The organism is Streptomyces sp. NPDC001668 (genome assembly GCF_042893155.1).
Classification (GTDB): Bacteria; Actinomycetota; Actinomycetes; order Streptomycetales; family Streptomycetaceae; genus Streptomyces.
The window spans coordinates 677,305-695,554 of the sequence record NZ_JBIAUQ010000004.1 but is presented as its reverse complement, the minus strand read 5'-3'; the positions used below and the strand labels follow the sequence as shown (position 1 = coordinate 695,554).

Here is an 18,250-nt window from a genome sequence, read left to right as displayed (position 1 = left end):
TGACCCCTTCTGTCGCCCGGTGTACGTCCCTTCGACCCTACGCGTGACTGATCAGTAACGGCACCGGACCCAGGACGGGGCATACCCCAGGGGGTACCCGTGGCCGCCGGCGCCCGGCGCCGACGTAGCCTGAAGGCTCCGCACGCCGTCGGGCCCCAAGGAGCAGCGTGAGCACCACCGAGACGGAGACCGGCCCGCCGACCTGGCGGCTGCTCCTCGGATACGTACGGCCGCACCGGTGGACCCTGCTGGCCGGTGCCGTGCTCTCGCTGCTGACCGGGGCCACCGGTCTGCTGCTGCCGCTGGTGGCCCGGGAGCTGATCGACGACCTGTCCCACGACCGCACGATCACCGGCGCGTTGTTCGTCATGTCGGGGCTGGTGATCGCCAACGCCGCTCTGGGCGGCCTGGGTTCGTACGTGCTGCGCCGTACAGCGGAGTCGGTGGTGCTGGGCGCGCGGCGGGCCCTGTCGTCGTATCTGCTGCGGCTGCGCATCACCGCCGTGGACCGCACCGAACCCGGCGACCTGATGGCCCGGATCACCTCGGACACCACGCTGCTGCGCGAGGTCACCACCGACTCGCTCGTGGGCCTCGGGACCGGCGGTCTCACCCTGGTCGCGACCGTGGTGATGATGGGCCTGGTCGATCCGGTGCTGCTGGGCGTCACGCTGGCCGTGATCCTGGTCGCGGGCACGGTGCTGGGTGTGATCGTGCCCCGCATCAACCGGGCGAGCCGCCAGGCCCAGGACGCCGTCGGGGTGATGGGCGCCTCACTGGAACGCATCCTCGGCGCGCTGCGCACGGTCAAGGCCTCCGGCGCCGAGCACCGCGAGGAGCGGACGCTGCACGCGGCGGCCGAGGAGTCGTGGCGGCAGAGCGTGCGCGCCGCGAAGTGGTCGGCGGCCGCGGGCAACACGGCGGGCCTTGCGATGCAGATCGCGTTCATCACGGTCCTCGCGGTGGGCGGGGCGCGGGTCGCCACCGGCGCCATCGACGTCGGCACGCTGGTCGCGTTCCTGCTGTACGTCTTCTATCTGATGTCCCCGATCCAGCAGGTCGTCGGGGCGATCACGCAGTACCAGACGGGGGCCGCGGCCCTCGCCCGTATCCAGGAGGCGCTGCTGCTGCCCGCCGAGCCGGCCGCCCTGCCGGCCCCGCTGCCCGCCGACGGGGCCGCGCCGGCGTCCGTCGCCTTCACGGACGTCCGCTTCCGGTACGCCGACGATCTGCCGTACGTCCATCACGGGGTGACGTTCGAGGTACCCGCGCGGGGCATGACGGCGTTCGTCGGGCCGTCGGGGGCCGGCAAGACGACGGTGTTCTCGTTGATCGAGCGGTTCTACGATCCCGAGTCAGGGGTCGTGACGCTGGACGGGCGGGACCTCGCGGAGTGGGATCTGCCGCACCTGCGCTCCGCGATCGGGTATGTGGAGCAGGACGCGCCCGTGCTGTCGGGGTCGCTGCGGGAGAATCTGCTGCTCGGGAATCCGGAGGCGGACGAGGACGCGGTGGCGCGCGTCCTGAAGACGACCCGGCTCGACGCTCTCGTGGCCAAGCTGCCGGGTGGGCTGGAGACGCTGGTCGGGCATCGCGGGACCAAGCTGTCGGGCGGGGAGCGGCAGCGGGTGGCGATCGCCCGCGCGTTGCTGCGGCGGCCCCGGCTGTTGCTGCTGGACGAGGCCACGTCGCAGCTGGACGCGGTGAACGAGGCGGCCCTGCGGGACACGGTGGCGGACGTGGCGCGTACGACCACGGTGCTGGTCGTGGCGCACCGGCTGTCCACGGTGACGATGGCCGACCGGATCGTGGTCATGGACGCCGGGCGGGTGCGGGCGGTGGGGACGCATCGGGAGCTGGTCGCCGGGGATCCCCTGTACGCGGAGCTCGCGGCGACGCAGTTCCTCGCCACGCAGGGGTGAGTTCGAGGGGTCCGAAAGGGCCCCTCGATGGGGCTCTGAAAGGGCGCTCTCAGCCGGCCAGTCTCCGAAGGCGCTCCGTGTCTCCTGTGCGCGGGCACGTCACGCATGCCTCCGCCGGGCGGATCGCGTAGAACAGACAGCAGCCTGTGCGTGTGCGGGTGGTGTGGTGGTCGCCGTTCCCGTCCGCCAGCCGGCGGAAGTCCGCTCCGGCCGGGTAGGGGGGTACGGCGACCGGCAGCACCTCGGTGGCCGCCCCGACCGCCGCCGCCTCCTCATCGAGCATCCGGCCCAGGTACCAGATGCCGGACACCAGATCGTCGCCGACCATGCCCCACAGGGCGCGTGAGCGGCGACGGGCGACAGGGGCGATCGCGGCGAGCAGCGGACGCATGTGCTCGGCGACCGAGCTGCGCAACCGGGCCCGCAGACCGGCTTCCTGAGGGAGTGTCAGCGCGCCCGGGAGCTGGGCCAGCCGGTCGCCGGTCAGACAGGCGAGTTCGGAGCCCGGGGTGATGGCGTAGGTCCCCGCGGCGAGGTCGACCCGCAGGTCCTCGGGGCGGATCCGGGGGACCCTCCGCTCGAGGTACCAGGCTCCGCCCATCAGGACGCCGACCGTCCAGGCGTAGTCGTGCAGGGCCCGTGAGGCGGCGACGTCCGGGCGTACCCGCACTCCGTAGCGATCGTGAATTCTCGCGGACTCCGCGGCGACGTAGGCGTGAAGCGCGTCCGTGTCGGCCGCCAGCTCCGCTGCCGTCACCCCCGCACCCGGCACCTCCTCGACCCGGACCGCCAGGGCCTCGCAGATGCCGGTCAGCCGTCGGTAGACATCACCGAGCGCACTCGCGACCGCGTCGGCCGGAGGTGACTTCAGGCCCAGGGACATCGGCACTCCCACAGAGATTTCACAGAAAACAACACAGGTAAGGCTCACCTTACCCATATGATCAACGAGGCCTGATCGAGGTATGCCCACGTCACGCCTTCGCACAGACGGTTGAAATGTAAAGCAAGGCTAACCTAAGCTCACGGTTCGTGACTGCGACCCAACGGGGCGTACCTGCCACAGGTGTGCCCCTCCGTGCCTTCAGGCACATACCCCTGTTCCTCGCCGGCTGCGGCGCCCTGGCGCTCTGCGCCGCCCTGAGCCTCGCGCTCGGCGCCCGATCGGTGCCGTTGCCGACGGTGGCCGACGCGCTCTTCGGCGACGCGCACGGAAGAGACGCGCTCGTGGTGACCGGTCTGCGGCTGCCGCGGACGGTCCTCGGACTCGCGGTCGGCGCGGCACTGGGCGTGGCCGGGGCCGTTGCGCAGGCAATCACCCGCAACCCGCTCGCCTCGCCGACCACGCTCGGCATCAACGCGGGCGCCGGTTTCGCCGTGGTCGTCGCGATCTTCGCGCTGAAGCTCGACAGCCCCGGCGAGTACGTGTGGTTCGCGTTCGCCGGAGCGGCCGCCGCCGCCCTCTTCGCCCAGGCGCTGGCCCGCAGAGCCGGGGACATCGATCCCGTACGCCTCGCGCTCGGCGGAACCGTGCTCCAACTCGTCCTGCTCTCCTGGACGTCCGCCGTGATGCTGCTCAATCAGCGCACCCTCGACGAGGCCCGGTTCTGGCTCGCCGGGTCGCTGGCCGGCCGGGACCTCGACGTCCTGTGGCCGGTCCTGCCGACGCTCGTGCTCGGCCTGCTCACCTCCCTGGCCCTCTCCCCCGCCCTCAACGCCCTTGCCCTGGGCGACGATGCGGCGCAGTCGCTCGGCGTTCCGGTGGCCCGGATCCGGCTGACGGGCGGTATCGCGGTCGTGCTGCTCGCCGGGTCCGCGGTGGCCGTGGCCGGGCCGGTCGCCTTCATCGGACTCGCCGCGCCCCATCTGGTACGGCCGTTGCTCGGCGGCGACCATCGGCTGCTGATCCCCGGCTGTCTGATCGCCGGTCCGCTGCTGCTGCTCTCGGCCGATGTGATCGGCAGGCTGGTGATCCGCCCCTCGGAACTGGAGGCGGGCCTCGTCACCGCCTTCCTGGGCGCGCCCCTGCTGGCACTCCTGGCCCGCAGGGTGGCCCGATGAGCAACAGGTCCGCGCTGTACGCGGGGGTCGGTCTAGTGGCCCTGTTCGCGCTGCTCACCCTCTCCCTGACCACCGGTCAGATGAGCATGCCCGCGCCCACCGCGCTGCGCGCCCTGGTCGGGCTCGGGGACGCGGGAGACGTCCTGGTGGTGCAGCAGTTCCGGGCGCCCCGCTGTGTGGCGGCGATCATCGCCGGGGCGGGGCTGGGAGCGGCCGGCTCCGTGCTCCAGCGGCTCTTCCGCAATCCGCTGGCGTCCCCCGACGTCATGGGCGTGACGGGCGGCGCCTCGCTGGGCGCGGTCTCGCTGATCGCCGCCGGAGCCTCGCAGGCCCTCATCCCCGTCGGCGCGCTCGGCGGCGGCCTGCTCTCCGCACTGCTGCTGGGCGTGTTCGCCTGGCGCTCCGGGCTCGCCGTCACCCGGCTGGTGCTGACCGGGCTGGCCGTGCAGGCGGGACTCGCGGCCGCCGTGAACCTGATGATCGTGCGCTTCCCCGCCGAACTCGCCGGCTCCGCGCTCCAGTGGACCACCGGCTCGGTCTACGGCCGCACCTGGACGCAGGTGTGGGGCGCGGGCGGCGCCATGGTGCTCGCGCTCGCCGTCGCCCTCGTCCTGCACCGCAGGCTCGCCGTGCTCGACCTCGGGGACGACTCGGCGGGTGCCCTCGGTCTGAACACCTCGGCGGCCAGGCTCCACCTCCTGCTGATCGCGGTCACGTTGGCGTCGCTGGCCGCCGCGCTCGCCGGTCCGGTGACCTTCGTGGCGCTCGCCGTCCCGCACATCGTGCGGTTCGTCACCGGGCCGCCGACCGCCGTGTCCCTGGCGCTCGCCTCGCTCACCGGGGCGGTGCTGCTGCTCGCCTCCGATCTGGTGGTGCAGCACCTGCTGCCGGTCGAAGGGCTGCCGGTGGGCGCGGTCACCGCCACCCTCGGCGCGCCCTGGCTGCTGGTGCTGATGTTCCGCCAGAGCTCGCCCGTCCGCAGGAGTCACGCATGACCACGACACAGAAACCGGAGCCGAGGGTGTCCTCCAACCAGCTGTCCACCCGGTCCCTCGACCTGCGCTACGGCGACCGGCTCGTCGTCGGCGGCCTCGACCTGACCCTGCCCGGCGGCGCGGTCACCGCGATCGTCGGCCCCAACGCCTGCGGAAAGTCGACCCTGTTGCGCGGGCTGAGCCGGCTGCTCGCCCCGGCCGCCGGCAGTGTCACGCTCGACGGCGCCGACATCCACCGGATGTCCGCCCGCGCGCTGGCCCTGCGGATGGGGCTGCTGCCGCAGCAGCCGGTCACCCCCGAGGCGATCACCGTCGAGGCACTCGTACGGCTGGGCCGGTATCCGCACCAGCGGTTGCTGAGTCCCTGGTCGGCGGCCGACCAGAAAGCCGTCGACGAGGCGCTGGAACGGACCGGCACCACCGCGCTGCGCGGCCAGCCGGTCGACCGGCTCTCCGGCGGTCAGCGCCAACGCGCCTGGATCGCGCTGGCGTTGGCGCAGGACACCGAGCTGCTCCTGCTCGACGAGCCCACCACCTTCCTCGACCTGCGGCACCAGCTCGACGTACTCGACCTGGTGGCCTCGCTGCACGCCGAGGCCGGCCGCACCGTGGTGATGGTGCTGCACGACCTCGGACAGGCCGCCCGGTACGCGGACCACATGGTGGTCCTCAAGGACGGCCGGCTGGCCGCCGCCGGTACCCCGTCCGACGTCCTGGACGCCGACCTCGTCAGGTCCGTGTTCGACGTGGAGTGCCGGGTGATTCCCGACCCGGAGACCGGCACCCCGCTGGTCGTCCCGAGAAGCAGTGCGGCACGGCGCCCGGCTGCCTCCGCCTGACCCGACCCCAGATCCCGAATCCCTGATCCCGACCAGAAGGACCCACCCCCCATGCCCAAGCGCTCTCCCCTGCCCGGAACCGGCGGCATCCGCCGTCTGGTGGCCGTGCTGCTCTCCGTCCTCCTCGGCACCGCCGTGCTGGCCGCCTGCGGCAGCGAGGACTCCTCCGACACCGCCACCTCGGCGAAGGCCGCCGCCGGCTCGTCCGGCTTCCCGCGCACGCTCAAGACCGTGATGGGCGAGGTGAAGATCCCGTCCCAGCCGAAGCGGGTCGTCGTGCTCGACACCGGTGAACTGGACGACGTCACCCTGCTCGGCATCGACCCGGTGGGCGCGGTCGCCCCGCACTTCAAGACCGAGGGCGGGTTCCCCACGTACCTGAAGGGTGAACTCGGCGGCACCGCGGACGTCGGCCCGCTGCTCGAGCCCAACCTGGAGAAGATCGCCTCGCTCAAGCCCGACCTGATCCTGTCGTCCAAGGTGCGCCACGAGGCGGTCTACGACAAGCTCAGCGCGATCGCCCCGACCGTCTTCACCGCGACCACCGGCGGGGTCTGGAAGCAGAACCTGAAGATCCACGCCGAGGCCCTCGGTCTGGAGAGGGAGGCCGCGGCGAAGCTCAAGGAGTACGAGACACAGGCCAAGGCGCTGGGCGAGGCCATCAGGAAGAAGGACGGCGGCACCATGCCGACCGCGTCCGTGGTCCGCTTCATCGCCGGTCCGACCCGTCTGTACCAGACGAACTCCTACAGCGGTGTCGTCCTCGGCGACATCGGCTTCGAGCGGCCGAAGTCCCAGGTCTCCGACGACCCCGAGGTCACGATGAAGGACGTCAGCCCCGAGCAGATCGACCAGGCCGACGCCGACCTGATCTTCGTCACCACCGCCGACACCCCGGACAAGACCCAGCAGAAGCAGGTCACCTCCAACCCGGTGTGGAAGTCCCTGAGGGCCGTCAAGGACGGCAAGGTCTTCGAGGTCCCGGACGAGACCTGGATGTCCGGCATCGGGGTCCAGGCCGCCGAGCAGATGCTCGCGGACGTGGCGAAGGCCACCGGTGTGGCCCTGCCGAAGGAGTAACTCCCGCTGACCGGGGCGGGCCTCGACCACGCGTGCGGCCCGCCCCGACCCCCCACCCACTAGCGGAAGTCGTCTCTCGACCATGCGTCTCTACCTGCTCGCCCTGAATCCGACCGACTCCGTCACCGAGGGCTTCCGGCCCGCGGCCGCCCGCCTGGGCCTGGACGTGACCGTCCTGACCGACCGGCCCGAAGCCCACCGCCGTACGTATCCGGAGGCCGAGGTCCTGGAGTGCGACGTCCGGGACTTCCGGGCCGTGATCACCCGGATCTCCACCCACCACCGCCCCGACGCCGTCTTCACCAACAGCGACCACCTCCAGACCCAGGCAGCCCTCGCCGCCGCCTACTTCGGACTGCCCGGAAAGGACTGGCGGGCCACCCTGCGCGCCAAGGACAAGGCGGAGATGCGCAGACATCTGGCCGCCGCGGGCGTGGACACCGTGTGGTCCACCGAGATCACCCGGCCGGTGGCGCTCGACGCCCCCTACCCCTGCGTCCTCAAGCCCCGCGAGGGCGTGGCCAGCGAGGACGTCGTGCTCGTCGACGGCCCGGAGGACCTCGTCACCCGCTCCAAGGAGATCCTCGACCGGCGCCCCGGCACCGTCCTCGTCGTCGAGGAGTACCTCCCCGGCGAGCTCCACACCCTGGAGACGCTCGGCGACGGCCAGGTCCGCCACGTCCTGGGCGGCTTCCACACCGAGCTGTCGCCGCCGCCGTACTTCATCGAGGAAAGCCTCGTCTTCGTCCCCGCCCACCCCGAGCCCGTCCAGGCACAGGTCCTCGCCCAACTCGACGCGCTTGGCGTGGGGTTCGGCGCCTGTCACACCGAGTTCGTGGTGCACGCGGGGCGGGCGCGGATCATCGAGGTCAACTACCGTGCCATCGGCGACCAGTGCGACCTGCTGCTGGCCCGGCTGCTGGACGTCCCGCTCTTCGAGCACATCCTGCGCACCCACCTCGGCGAGCCGCTCCCGGCCGACCTGGGCGTCCGCCGCGACGGCGCCGCCCGTCTGGAGTACCCGTGCGCCGACCGCGCCGGAACCCTCACCGAGGCGCCCGCCGCCACCGAACTCACCGTCGACGGCGTGCATCTGACGTACCGTCCGCTGCGGTCGACCGGCGAACGGCACGGCCTGTACCGCACCAACCGCGACTACCTCGGCGTCCTGCGGGCCACCGGCACCGACCAGCCCACGGTGGACCGGGTCTCGGCCCAGTTCCTGGCGGCACGGCGCTGGGAGATCCAGCCGTGACCGCGCCGACGAGACCGGACACCGGTACGGGCGAGGCGCCGGCCCCGGTACGGACGCACACCGGCGAGCGGGAGACGCCCACGCCGGACACCTGTGAGGCCGAACTCCTCACCCGCGTCCTCAGCGCCCTCCTGCGCGAGGACGTGGCCGGCCTGCGCACCCGCAGCGTCCTCACCCACCGTGCGGACGGCACCTGGCTGCGGCTCGCGGGCCCCGAGGGCAGGGCCCTGCTGCTGCCCGTCGCCGAGGACGGCTTCCAGTGCGAGTACGCCGCCCGGCTGCCGCTCCTCGTGCGCGAGCCGGAGGGCACCCGGCTGAGCTCCTGCGAGAGCGTGCTCGCCGCGCTGCGCGCACTCGCCGAGCCCGAGGACCGGGGCGGTTTCGACGCGTTCGCCGAGGAGTGCCGGCAGACGCTGGTGACGATGCGGCTGCACGCCGGGACACGGACGGAGATCGCCGGGCGACTCACCGCACGGTACGGCTCCGACCCCGCACGCTGGACGGGCCTCTCCGGCTCTCTCGCGTACGACACCCTCGCCGCCCGTACCGACCACCCCGTCTACCCGACGGCACGCGGCCGCTCCGGGCTCACCACGGAGCAACTGCGCTCCTACGCACCGGAGTTCCACCCTCGTTTCGCCCTGCGCTGGCTCGCCGTGCCACGCGAGGCGGTCACCCTGACGGGCCCGCTCCCGGAGTTCTGGCCGACCCCGGCAGAACTCGGGCTGCCCGAGACGCAGGGCACCCATGTCGCCCTCCCCGTCCACCCGCTGACCGTCGGCGCCCCGCTCGAAGAGGCTCTGCGGGCCACCGGCCTCACCGACAGCGCGCGGCTCGCCGAGCGGTCGTACCTGGACGTCGTGCCGACGCTGTCGATGCGTACGGTGGCCACCCTCGCGGACCCTGCCGTGCATCTCAAACTGCCCTTGGCCACCGCCACGTTGGGCCTGCGCAACAAGCGCACCATCAAGCCCGGCACCCTGGCCGACGGCGCGGCGGGACAGCGGCTCCTTGAGACGGCGGCGGCCCGTGAGCACCGGTTCCGGGCCGTGATCCTGCACGCCGACGAGACGACCTGGGCCCACGCGGGCCACGAACTCCTCGCCGTCCTGTGCCGCCGCTACCCGGCCGGTCTCGACGGGGCGGTCGTCGTGCCGCCGGCCGCACTGCTCGCCCCGGCACCGGACGGTCGGCTGATCGTCGACCACCTGGCCGACCGGTTCTTCGACGGCGATCCGCTCGCCCTGCTGGACGCCTTCCTCACGCTGCTCTTCGACTGGCAGACCACCCTGTTCGGGCTGGGCATCGCGCTGGAGTCGCACCAGCAGAACATCTCGCTGGTCCTGCGCCCCCGGAGCCTGAGGCTGCTGTTCAAGGACAACGACGGGCCGCGCATCAACACCGAGCGCCTCGCGGCCGCACTGCCCGGCCCCTGGGGCTTCGACGACGCGCGCACCTTCACCGCGCAGGACGGCCCGGTCGCCGACCTGTTCACCACCATCACCGTCCATCTGTGCGCGGGAGCCTTCGCGTTCGGGCTCACGCCGCACCGCGAAAGGCTGCTCTCCCTCGTCCGCGACCGGCTGACGCAGGCCGTGGACCGGCTCGGCGGGGACGCGGGCGAGGTCCTGCGGGCCCGGGTCCTCAAGGCTCCGCGGCTGCCGGTGAAGGCGATGGTCTCGGCCGGGACGCTGCTGTCCAAGGAGCGCACGGGCGCCGCCGACATCAACAAGCACTACACGACCGGCCCCAACTACCTGCTGCGGCAAAGGAGTACGGCATGAGCGGCGCCGCACTGCGCATCCCCCGCCCGGTGTTCGGCCGCGGCCAGGTGCACGCCGTGGCGGGCTGCTACTTCGTCGCGTCCTTCGCCGCACTCGGGCTGCCGCCGTATCTCACCGAGATCCTCCCGGAGCTGGGCGACCGGCACGCCCGCTGGGCGGGTGTGCTGTATGTCGTCCCGACGGTGTTCGGCGCGCTGTTCGCCCCGCTGTGGGGGCGGCTCGCCGACCGCTTCGGCCGCAAACGGCTGCTGCTGCGGGCCCAGTTGGGGCTGACCCTGTCCTTCCTGCTCGCCGGCTGGGCGAACTCGCTGGTCACCTTCACGCTGGCGCTGATCCTCCAGGGCATCCTGGGCGGCACCTTCGCCGCGTCCAACGGCTATCTCGGCGCCGCCCTCGAAGGGCCCGCCCTGTCCAGGGCGCTCACCCTCATGCAGGGCAGCGCCCGGGCCGCGCTGGTGTGCGCGCCGATCGTGGTGGGCTCACTGTCCGGCTGGCTGTCGCCGCACCGCCAGTACGCCCTGCTCGCCGTACTCCCGCTCACGGCCGCCCTGTTGCTGGCGGCCCTGCCCGAACCGGCGCCCTCCCGGGCGCCGGCGAGCAGACCCGAGCCGGTGACCGGGACTCGGCCCTCGGTGTCCCTGAAGACGCTGTACACCCTGGAGTTCGCGTTCGTGTTCTCCACCGTCGTCTCCTTCCCCTACCTCATCGCCTTCGTGGACGAACGGCTGCCCGGCACCTCCCCGCTGCTGTCCGGCACCCTGTTCGCCCTGCCCCACCTGGTCTATCTGGTGTCGGCACTCGCCGTGCACTCCGCCTTCCGGGACCGGCCGCGCACCGGGATCACCCTCGGCTTCGCCTGTATCGCGCTCGGTCTCGCCGGTCACGGGCCGGCCGGTTCGCCGGCCGCCCTGATCGGCTTGCGGCTGCTGCTCGGCGCGGGCCTCACGCTCGGGCTGGTGTGTCTGCAGGTGCTGGCCGCCGAGTGCGTGCAGGGCCGTGCACCGGGCGGGCTGTTCGGTTCGCTGGAGTTCTTCTCCAAGGCCGGCGCGGTCGCCGCCGGCGTGGCCGCGGCCGCGGGCAGCGCCCGCTTCGGCCCGGCCGCCCCCGTGCTGACGGGCAGCGCCGCCGCCACCGTCACCGCCCTCGCGACCCTGCTTCCCCCACTGAACCGCCGTATCCGCTGGAGCCGTCGATGCCCTCGCTGACCCGCCCGGAGACTCCGTCCGCGGGCACTCCCCGCCCGCTTCGCCCACCCGCGACCACCCTGCCCACTCCCGACGACGCGGTCGCCCACACCCTCCTCAACTGCCTGCTGCGCGAGGTGTCAGGACCCGAACACCAGACCGTGGTCGCCGACGGCCATCTGCTGGTGCGGCTCCCCCGCCGTGGAGTCCTGCTGCGCGTCGCCCTGCGCCGCACCTCACTCCTCGGCTCCCACCGCTTCACCGGCCCGGTGAGCGAACAGCGGGACTCCGGCTGGTCGGAGCTCGGCTGGCGGCGGCTCGCCGAGTACACGCACGACGAACTGTCCCTGCGCACGGGGGTGCGCAACGAGGAGTTCCTGGAGCAGATCGCCTCCAGCCACCAGGCGATCTCCACCTCCCTGGCCACCAGGGGCGAGGCCGCCCGGGACGCCTACCTCGCCTCGGAGCAGTCCCTGCTCCTCGGCCACCGATTCCACCCCACGCCCAAGGCCCGCACCGGTGATCCGCGGTCCTGGGCGGCGTACGCCCCGGAGGCCGGCGCGTCCTTCCCACTGCGGCATCTCGCGGTCCGCGCCCACCTGATCGCCGAGGAATCGGCGGCCCCCTGGGCCACGGCCGTACTGGACGGACAGCGCGCGGACGTACCCGAGGGCTACCGGCTGCTGCCCGTCCACCCCTGGCAGTACGAGTCGCTCCGCACGCACCCGGCACTGTGTGCGGCGCTCGACCGCCGTGACGTGATCGACCTCGGTCCGGGCGGGCGGCCCTTCGCCGCCACCGCGTCGGTGCGCACCCTGTACGACGGCGAGACCTTCCTGAAGTTCAGCCTGAATGTGCGGATCACCAACTGCCTGCGCAAGAACAGCAGTTACGAGCTCTCCGGCGCGGTCGCCCTCACCCGGGCCCTGGCCCCCGCGCTCACCGGTCTCGCCGAGAACTTCCCCGGCAGCGCGGTCCTGCGTGAGCCCGCCTACCGCACCCTCGCCCTGCCGGGACCGGACGGCAGCCCGGACCGCGCCCTGTTCGAGGGCTTCGGCGTCATCGTGCGCGAAGGCCTGCCCCGGCGGCTCGCACCGGCGACCACCGCCCTGCTGGCGGCCGCGGTCGCCGACGAGTACCCGACCGGCCCCGCCCACATCTCCCACCTCCTCGGCGGCACGGACCCCCTCACCTGGTGGTCGGCCTACCTCGGCCTGCTCGTGCCGCCCGTCCTGGCCGCCTTCTTCGACCACGGACTCGTCCTCGAACCGCATCTCCAGAACGTCCTCGTCGGCCTGGACGCCGACGGCATGCCCGCCCAGGTGCTCTTCCGCGACCTGGAGGGCTCCAAGCTGCTCCCCGAACATCACGAGGACACCCTCGCCGCACTGCCGCCCGAGGTCGCGGGCCCGCTGACGTACGACGCCGAGCGCGGCTGGGACCGGGTCGTGTACTGCCTGCTGGTCAACCATGTCGCCGAACTGCTCGCCGCTCTCGCCGATCTGCACCCGCACAAGGAGGCCGAGCTGTGGGCCCGGGTGCGGGACACCCTTCAGGCGTACGCCGACCGGCACGGCTGCCCGCCCCGGCTGGCCGCCCTGCTCGCCGGTGTGCCGCTGCCCGCCAAGGCCAACCTGCTCACCCGCTGGGAGCGCAAGGCCGACCGTGAGGCCGGTTATGTCAGGCTGCCGTCCCCGCTGGCCGAGGACATCCTGCGCGACCGGACGGGGAGCGACCGATGACCGACCTCACCGACCACGTCCGCTCCCTCGACTCCACCGGCCTCCCGTCCTACGTGTACGACCTGGCGGCCCTTCGGACGCACGCGGCCGCCGTACGGCAGGCGCTGCCGGAACGGGTCGAGATGTACTACGCCGCCAAAGCCAACCCGGAGCCGGAGATCCTCGCCGCCCTCGCGCCGTACGTCGAGGGGTACGAGGTCTCCTCGGGCGGTGAACTCGCCCATGTGGCCAAGGCGGTGCCGGGCCGGCCGCTCGCCTTCGGCGGCCCGGGCAAGACGCCGGACGAGATCACGATAGCCCTGGAACGCGGCGTCGAGCGGTTCCACGTCGAGAGCGCCCACGAGCTGCGGATGCTGGCCGAGTTGGCGCGGCGCGTGGCACCGGGGCGCCGGGTGGGCGTGCTGCCACGCGTCAATCTCCCGGTTCCCGACGGGTCGTTGGAGGGGGGTTCGCTGGCGATGGGCGGCCGCCCGACGCCCTTCGGACTGGACCCCGCCCGGGCGCGCGAGGTCGTGGTGGCCCTCACGGACGGCACCTACCCGCACCTCGAACTGCGGGGCGTGCACGCGCACTTGGCCAGTGGCCTGGAGGCGGCTGAACAGTTGGGGGTGGCCCGGGCCGTCGTCTCCTGGGCCACCGGACTGGGCGTGCCGCTCACCGAGGTGAACGTCGGCGGCGGCATGGGCGTCGACTACGCCGACCCGGAGCGCCGCTTCGACTGGGCGGCGTACGGCGACGGGCTGGCCCGGCTGACCGAGGCGCACCCGGGGCTGACGTTGCGGATCGAGCCGGGGCGGGCGCTGACGGCGTACTGCGGCTGGTACGTGACCGAGGTGCTGGACGTGAAGCGGAGTCACGGTGAGGAGTTCGCCGTCGTCCGCGGCGGCACCCACCATCTGCGGACCCCGGCCGCCAAGGGCCACGACCAGCCCTTCTCGGTGCTGGCGGTGGACGACTGGCCGCATCCCTGGCCGCGGCCCGCCACCACCGGCGAGCCCGGCGGGACGGGGGCAGCCCCCCACGGGACAGGGGCCGCCCCGGTCCAGGCCGGGGGAAGCGTCACCCTGGCCGGACAGCTGTGCACGCCGAAGGACGTGCTGGCCCGCCGGGTGCCCGCGCCCGGGCTGCGGGCGGGTGACCGGGTGCTGTTCGCGCTGGCGGGAGCCTACGCGTGGAACATCTCGCACCATGACTTCCTGATGCATCCGCGGCCCGGCTTCCACTTCCTGAACGCCTGAGCGGACACACGTCGAGGGCCGCCCGGTGATCCGGGCGGCCCTCGGTGTCCGTGCGGGGGGTCTCAGCCGCCGATGCCCGGCAGCAGGCCGGTGACGGGGGCGACGAGGCCGGTGACCTGGTCCAGCTTGTTCAGGTCGTTGAGCTGGTTGAGGCCCGCCAGCTGCCGGGAGACCGGCGGGATCTCGTCCTTGTGCTCCGCGGGGATGTCGCTCACCGCGAGCGAGTCGATCACGGCGATCGGGTTGAGCTGCCCGGCGTCCGGGGCGGCCGCGTCGGCCGCGTTCGCGAGGGGTGCGGTGAGACCGGTGACGCCGACGGCGAGACCGACGGCGGCGACGATACGTCGAGTTGAGATCATGTTTCCAGCAACGCGGTCGGGGCCCTCGCGGACACGGCCGCCCCGTGCCCCTCACTCGTCAGGCGGAGCGCGCGGCCTGCGCTTGCCGTGGCCGCCGGGTCGGAGGAGTCTCGAAGAAACAGGCCCTGCGCGGCCCGCTCCCCCTCGGGCCGCGCGCCCTCGAAGGAGGTCACCATGGGCACCATGGCAAGCTCCGGCTTCCCCACCGATACCCTCCGCAGCGGCATCGAAGGAAACTCCGCGGCTCTTCTGTCGCTCTACGCGGACGACGCCGAGATACGCGTCGTGGACCGCAACACCCAGCCCAGCCACCCCATGGTGCTGCACGGCAGGGACGAGATCAGCGCGATGCTCGAGGACGTCTACAGCCGCGACATGACGCACAAGCTGGAACAGTGCGTCGTCGACGGCGACCACGCCGCCTTCAGCGAGTCCTGCCTGTACTCCGACGGGGTACGCGTCCTCTCCGAGTCGATGCTGACGCTCCGGGACGGCAAGATCGTCGAACAGACCATCATCCAGGCCTGGGACGAGTAGCGGGAAGAGAGCCGAAGGTCCAGATCACGCCGCGGCCGACCTGGACCTTTCCGGCGCGGGCGCCGACACGGTGAGCGCCGGGAGCCGGCCGGCGCAGAGCGCCGTAACGGGTCGGTTAGTCTGATGTCCGGACCGTGACTGGCGCTGAGGTGGAGCACCACCGGGGAGCGGTCCGCGGACTCGATGCCGTGCGCCTGGGCGATTTCCCGATCGGCTCAGGAGTGGATCATGTCTCAGGCACGGCTCATGGACGGCACCGCGCTCGCGCAGCGCATCGTCGAGAAGACCGCCGAGCGGGCCGCCGGCCTCACCGCGCGCACCGGACGGGCGCCCTGTCTCGCGACGGTCCTGGTCGGCGCGGACCCCGCCTCCGTCACCTACGTCCGGATGAAGCGCAACCGCTGCCGCAGGGCCGGCATCGAGTCGCGGCACGTGGAGCTGCCCGCGGCCACGACCACCGAGGAACTCGTCGGCACCCTGCGGGAGTTGTCGGCCGACCCCACCGTGCACGGCATCCTGCTCCAGCACCCGACGGGCCCGCACATCGACGAGCGGGCGGCGTTCGAGGCGATCGCGCCGGAGAAGGACGTCGACGGGGTCACCTTCGCCTCCTTCGCGACGATGAGTTTCGGCCTGCCGGGCTTCGTGTCGTGCACGCCCGGCGGGATCATGCGGCTGCTCGACGCGTACGACGTGGACCCGGCCGGAAAGCGGGCCGTGGTCGTGGGCCGCAGCGCGATCCTCGGCAAGCCGGCCGGCATGCTGCTGCTCGCCCGGGACGCCACGGTGACCTACTGCCACTCCCGTACGGCGGATCTGTCGGCGGCGGTACGGGAGGCGGACATCGTGGTCGCAGCGGTGGGCCGGCCCCGCCTCGTCCGGGGCCAGGACATCAAGCCCGGCGCGGTCGTGATCGACGCCGGGTACAACGAGGGCAACGTCGGTGACGTCGACTTCGACTCCGCGGTGGAGCGGGCCGCGCTGATCACGCCGGTGCCGGGCGGGGTGGGTCCGATGACCATCGCGACGCTGCTGGAGCAGACGGTGACGGCGGCCGCCCGGCAGATTGGGTCCGGCGTCCCCTCCTGATCGGATCTGCCGGGCGGAACTGGCCGATGTCAGCGGTTCGTTCGCGTGGGACGGGGCGTCCGGCGCCATACTGTCGGTCGTGCGGGTGGCGATCATGACAGCGGGTTCCCGAGGCGACGTGGCCCCGTTCACGGGACTGGGCCACGGTCTGGCGCGGGCCGGACACGAGGTCACCCTGGTGACCCACGGCCGTTTCGAGCCGCTCGCGGCGCGGGCCGGCCTCGGCTTCCACGCCCTGCCGGTCGACCCCCGGGCCGAGCTGGAGTCCTCGCGCGGACGGGCCCTGCACCGCAGCACGACCGGCGTGGGCAAGCTGGCGCGGGTGGTCGCGATGGCGCGGGCGCTGGCCGTGGAGATGGCCGACGACCTGGTGGCCGCCGCCCGGGTGAGCGACGCGTTGCTCCTGTCCGGGTCGGTGGCCCCGCTGGGTCACGCCATCGCCGAGGGGCTGCGCCTGCCCAGCCTGGGTCTCAACCTGCAACCCCTCGCGGCCACAAGGGAGTTCGCCCCGCCCATGCTGGGCGTCGGTTCCTGGGGCCCGCTGGGCAACCGGGTCGCCGGGCTCGGCCTGAATCTGGCGGTGGAGCAGGTCTTCGCCGCGGCCCTGCCGGCGGTCCGGTCCCGGCTGGGCCTGCCCCGGACGGGCTCGGCCGCGGCACTGCGCACCCGCGAACGGCAGGGCTGGCCGGTGCTGCACGGCTTCAGCCCACGGGTGGTCGCCCGGCCCCGCGACTGGCGGCGCGGGCTCGATGTGGCGGGCTACTGGTGGCCGTACGACGGCGGCACACCGCTCCCCGAGGAGCTGCGGGCGTTCATCGAGGCCGGCCCCGCTCCGGTCTTCGTGGGCCTGGGCAGTGCGACCGTGCCCGATCCCGCGCGGATCAGCGCCGAGATCGTACGGGCCCTGCGCCGGGCCGGGCTGCGCGGTGTGATCCAGCGCGGCTGGGCGGGCCTGGCGGCGACCGGTGACGACATGCTGACCGTCGACGAGGTGCCGCACTCCGCGCTCTTCCCCCGGATGGCGGCGGTGGTCCACCACGCGGGCGCGGGGACGACCGCGGCGGGCCTGCGGGCGGGGGTGCCGGCGGTCCCGGTGCCGATCCAGTTCGACGAGGGCTTCTGGGCGGCGAGGCTGGTGGCACTGGGCGTGGCACCGGGCGCACTGCCCCTGCGGCGGCTGACCGCCGACACCCTGGGGGCGGCACTGGTCCGGGTCACGCGGGATGCCGGGCACCGGGAGCGGGCGCGGGCGCTGGGGGCGCGTATCCGTGCGGAGGACGGTGTGACGCCGGTGCTGGCGGCGGTGGACCGGATGCGGGGGTGAGGGACACGCCCGCCGAGCCGCTCATGCTCCGGCCGGCTCCCAGCCGGGCGGCTGCAGGATCCCCACCAACTGGCGGACCAGTTCCTCCACCACCTCGTCGAGCGTGGCGTCCACCCAGCCCGCGTTCCAGTCGTGCAGCAGGCCGTTGACACAGCCGATGAACGCCGTCGCCGCGATCCGGAAGTCGCGGGGGGCGGCTTCTCCCCGGGCCACCGCGCGCTCCGCCTCGGCGCACACGAGGTCGACCCAGTGCGCCCGACGGGCCAGCCGCTGCTCCTCCAGCCGCGGGCTCACGCCGATGATCTCCACGAACGTGATCCGCACCCGGCGCGGATCGGAGGTGACGTTCGCCGCGTAGGCGCGGAAGATCGCCGCCGCGCGCTCGGCGAGCGGCAGGTGGTCGGTGTCGGCCACCGCGGTGACCACGGCCGCCGTCGCCCAGTCGTTGACCTCCAGGTGGAGTGCGGCGAGGACGTCCTCGAGGGTGCGGAACTCCTCGTAGAACTGGCGGGTGGACAGGCCCGCGGCCTCGCTGAGGGCCGCGACGGTCGTGGCGCGGTAGCCGGGAGCGTCCCCGAACAGCTGGAGTGCCGCGTCCAGGAAACGGCGGCGCCGCTCGGCCTGCCGCTCCGCGGCCGTCTTGCCGCCGTAACGACCGGTCGGGGCCCTGAGCCTGCCCGTCACCGCACCTCCCACCCGGGCCGGAACGTCCGGCCTCCCGTATGAGCGCCAATTTTGTCGTGCACGCAGTCTTGTGGAGAAGGGCGCCCCTTCCTTACTTTGCAGTAAGTTCACTCTGAAAGCACGCATCTTCAGTTTTGCCGCATTGGCATGCCCCCGT

The 18,250-nt window shown here is 72.9% G+C and carries 16 protein-coding genes and 1 riboswitch; of the genes, 13 read left to right on the top strand and 3 right to left on the bottom strand.

Going from position 1 to position 18,250, the window contains the following annotated elements; translation table 11 throughout:
- Positions 1-167: 167 nt before the first annotated feature.
- Positions 168-1,922: an ABC transporter ATP-binding protein gene (locus ACFYZ8_RS16460; RefSeq protein ID WP_388533176.1), complete on the top strand. Its 1,755-nt coding sequence runs from the start codon at positions 168-170 to the stop codon at positions 1,920-1,922.
- Between the two features lie 49 nt (positions 1,923-1,971).
- Here ACFYZ8_RS16460 and ACFYZ8_RS16455 read toward each other — a convergent pair whose 3' ends face one another.
- A complete protein-coding gene (locus ACFYZ8_RS16455; RefSeq protein ID WP_388533173.1) occupies positions 1,972-2,805 on the bottom strand; it encodes a (2Fe-2S)-binding protein in 834 nt (277 codons plus the stop codon).
- 185 nt (positions 2,806-2,990) lie between these two features.
- Here ACFYZ8_RS16455 and ACFYZ8_RS16450 point away from each other — a divergent pair, with 185 nt between their 5' ends.
- The 9 genes from ACFYZ8_RS16450 (at position 2,991) to ACFYZ8_RS16410 (ending at position 14,100) form a co-directional block, all read left to right on the top strand.
- The gene (locus tag ACFYZ8_RS16450; protein ID WP_388533779.1) at positions 2,991-3,983 is read left to right on the top strand and encodes a FecCD family ABC transporter permease; all 993 of its coding nucleotides are present in this window, start codon (positions 2,991-2,993) and stop codon (positions 3,981-3,983) included.
- Positions 3,980-4,978: a FecCD family ABC transporter permease gene (locus ACFYZ8_RS16445; RefSeq protein WP_388533170.1), complete on the top strand. Its 999-nt coding sequence runs from the start codon at positions 3,980-3,982 to the stop codon at positions 4,976-4,978. The genes ACFYZ8_RS16450 and ACFYZ8_RS16445 overlap by 4 nt, the downstream gene beginning before the upstream one ends.
- Positions 4,975-5,817, top strand: coding sequence for an ABC transporter ATP-binding protein (locus tag ACFYZ8_RS16440; RefSeq protein ID WP_388533167.1), 843 nt, complete (start codon positions 4,975-4,977; stop codon positions 5,815-5,817). Before ACFYZ8_RS16445 ends, ACFYZ8_RS16440 begins: the two co-directional genes overlap by 4 nt.
- A 51-nt stretch (positions 5,818-5,868) precedes the next feature.
- Positions 5,869-6,897 (top strand): ABC transporter substrate-binding protein, encoded by a 1,029-nt coding sequence (locus ACFYZ8_RS16435; RefSeq protein WP_388533165.1) that lies wholly within the window; start codon positions 5,869-5,871, stop codon positions 6,895-6,897.
- A gap of 82 nt (positions 6,898-6,979) precedes the next feature.
- Entirely contained in the window at positions 6,980-8,152 is a 1,173-nt protein-coding gene (locus tag ACFYZ8_RS16430; RefSeq protein ID WP_388533162.1) for an acetyl-CoA carboxylase biotin carboxylase subunit family protein, read from the top strand.
- Entirely contained in the window at positions 8,149-9,936 is a 1,788-nt protein-coding gene (locus tag ACFYZ8_RS16425; RefSeq protein WP_388533160.1) for an IucA/IucC family protein, read from the top strand. Before ACFYZ8_RS16430 ends, ACFYZ8_RS16425 begins: the two co-directional genes overlap by 4 nt.
- The gene (locus ACFYZ8_RS16420) at positions 9,933-11,141 is read left to right on the top strand and encodes an MFS transporter (protein WP_388533158.1); all 1,209 of its coding nucleotides are present in this window, start codon (positions 9,933-9,935) and stop codon (positions 11,139-11,141) included. The genes ACFYZ8_RS16425 and ACFYZ8_RS16420 overlap by 4 nt, the downstream gene beginning before the upstream one ends.
- The gene (locus ACFYZ8_RS16415) at positions 11,129-12,862 is read left to right on the top strand and encodes an IucA/IucC family protein (protein WP_388533155.1); all 1,734 of its coding nucleotides are present in this window, start codon (positions 11,129-11,131) and stop codon (positions 12,860-12,862) included. Before ACFYZ8_RS16420 ends, ACFYZ8_RS16415 begins: the two co-directional genes overlap by 13 nt.
- Positions 12,859-14,100: a type III PLP-dependent enzyme gene (locus ACFYZ8_RS16410; RefSeq protein ID WP_388533152.1), complete on the top strand. Its 1,242-nt coding sequence runs from the start codon at positions 12,859-12,861 to the stop codon at positions 14,098-14,100. The genes ACFYZ8_RS16415 and ACFYZ8_RS16410 overlap by 4 nt, the downstream gene beginning before the upstream one ends.
- A gap of 62 nt (positions 14,101-14,162) precedes the next feature.
- On the opposite strand, the gene ACFYZ8_RS16405 is transcribed toward ACFYZ8_RS16410, so the two are convergent.
- A complete protein-coding gene (locus ACFYZ8_RS16405) occupies positions 14,163-14,459 on the bottom strand; it encodes a hypothetical protein (RefSeq protein WP_388533149.1) in 297 nt (98 codons plus the stop codon).
- Positions 14,460-14,633: 174 nt separating this feature from the next.
- On the opposite strand from ACFYZ8_RS16405, the gene ACFYZ8_RS16400 reads away from it, so the two are divergent.
- The 3 genes from ACFYZ8_RS16400 (at position 14,634) to ACFYZ8_RS16390 (ending at position 17,409) form a co-directional block, all read left to right on the top strand.
- On the top strand, positions 14,634-14,996 hold the full coding sequence (locus ACFYZ8_RS16400) for a nuclear transport factor 2 family protein (protein WP_359029234.1): 363 nt from the start codon (positions 14,634-14,636) through the stop codon (positions 14,994-14,996).
- Between the two features lie 124 nt (positions 14,997-15,120).
- Positions 15,121-15,203, top strand: a riboswitch (ZMP/ZTP riboswitch).
- A 21-nt stretch (positions 15,204-15,224) separates the two neighbouring features.
- Positions 15,225-16,085, top strand: coding sequence for a bifunctional 5,10-methylenetetrahydrofolate dehydrogenase/5,10-methenyltetrahydrofolate cyclohydrolase (locus ACFYZ8_RS16395; RefSeq protein WP_388533146.1), 861 nt, complete (start codon positions 15,225-15,227; stop codon positions 16,083-16,085).
- Positions 16,086-16,179: 94 nt separating this feature from the next.
- Positions 16,180-17,409 (top strand): glycosyltransferase, encoded by a 1,230-nt coding sequence (locus tag ACFYZ8_RS16390; RefSeq protein WP_388533144.1) that lies wholly within the window; start codon positions 16,180-16,182, stop codon positions 17,407-17,409.
- A 21-nt stretch (positions 17,410-17,430) separates the two neighbouring features.
- On the opposite strand, the gene ACFYZ8_RS16385 is transcribed toward ACFYZ8_RS16390, so the two are convergent.
- Positions 17,431-18,093, bottom strand: coding sequence for a TetR/AcrR family transcriptional regulator (locus ACFYZ8_RS16385; protein WP_359029237.1), 663 nt, complete (start codon positions 18,091-18,093; stop codon positions 17,431-17,433).
- Between the last annotated feature and the right edge of the window lie 157 nt (positions 18,094-18,250).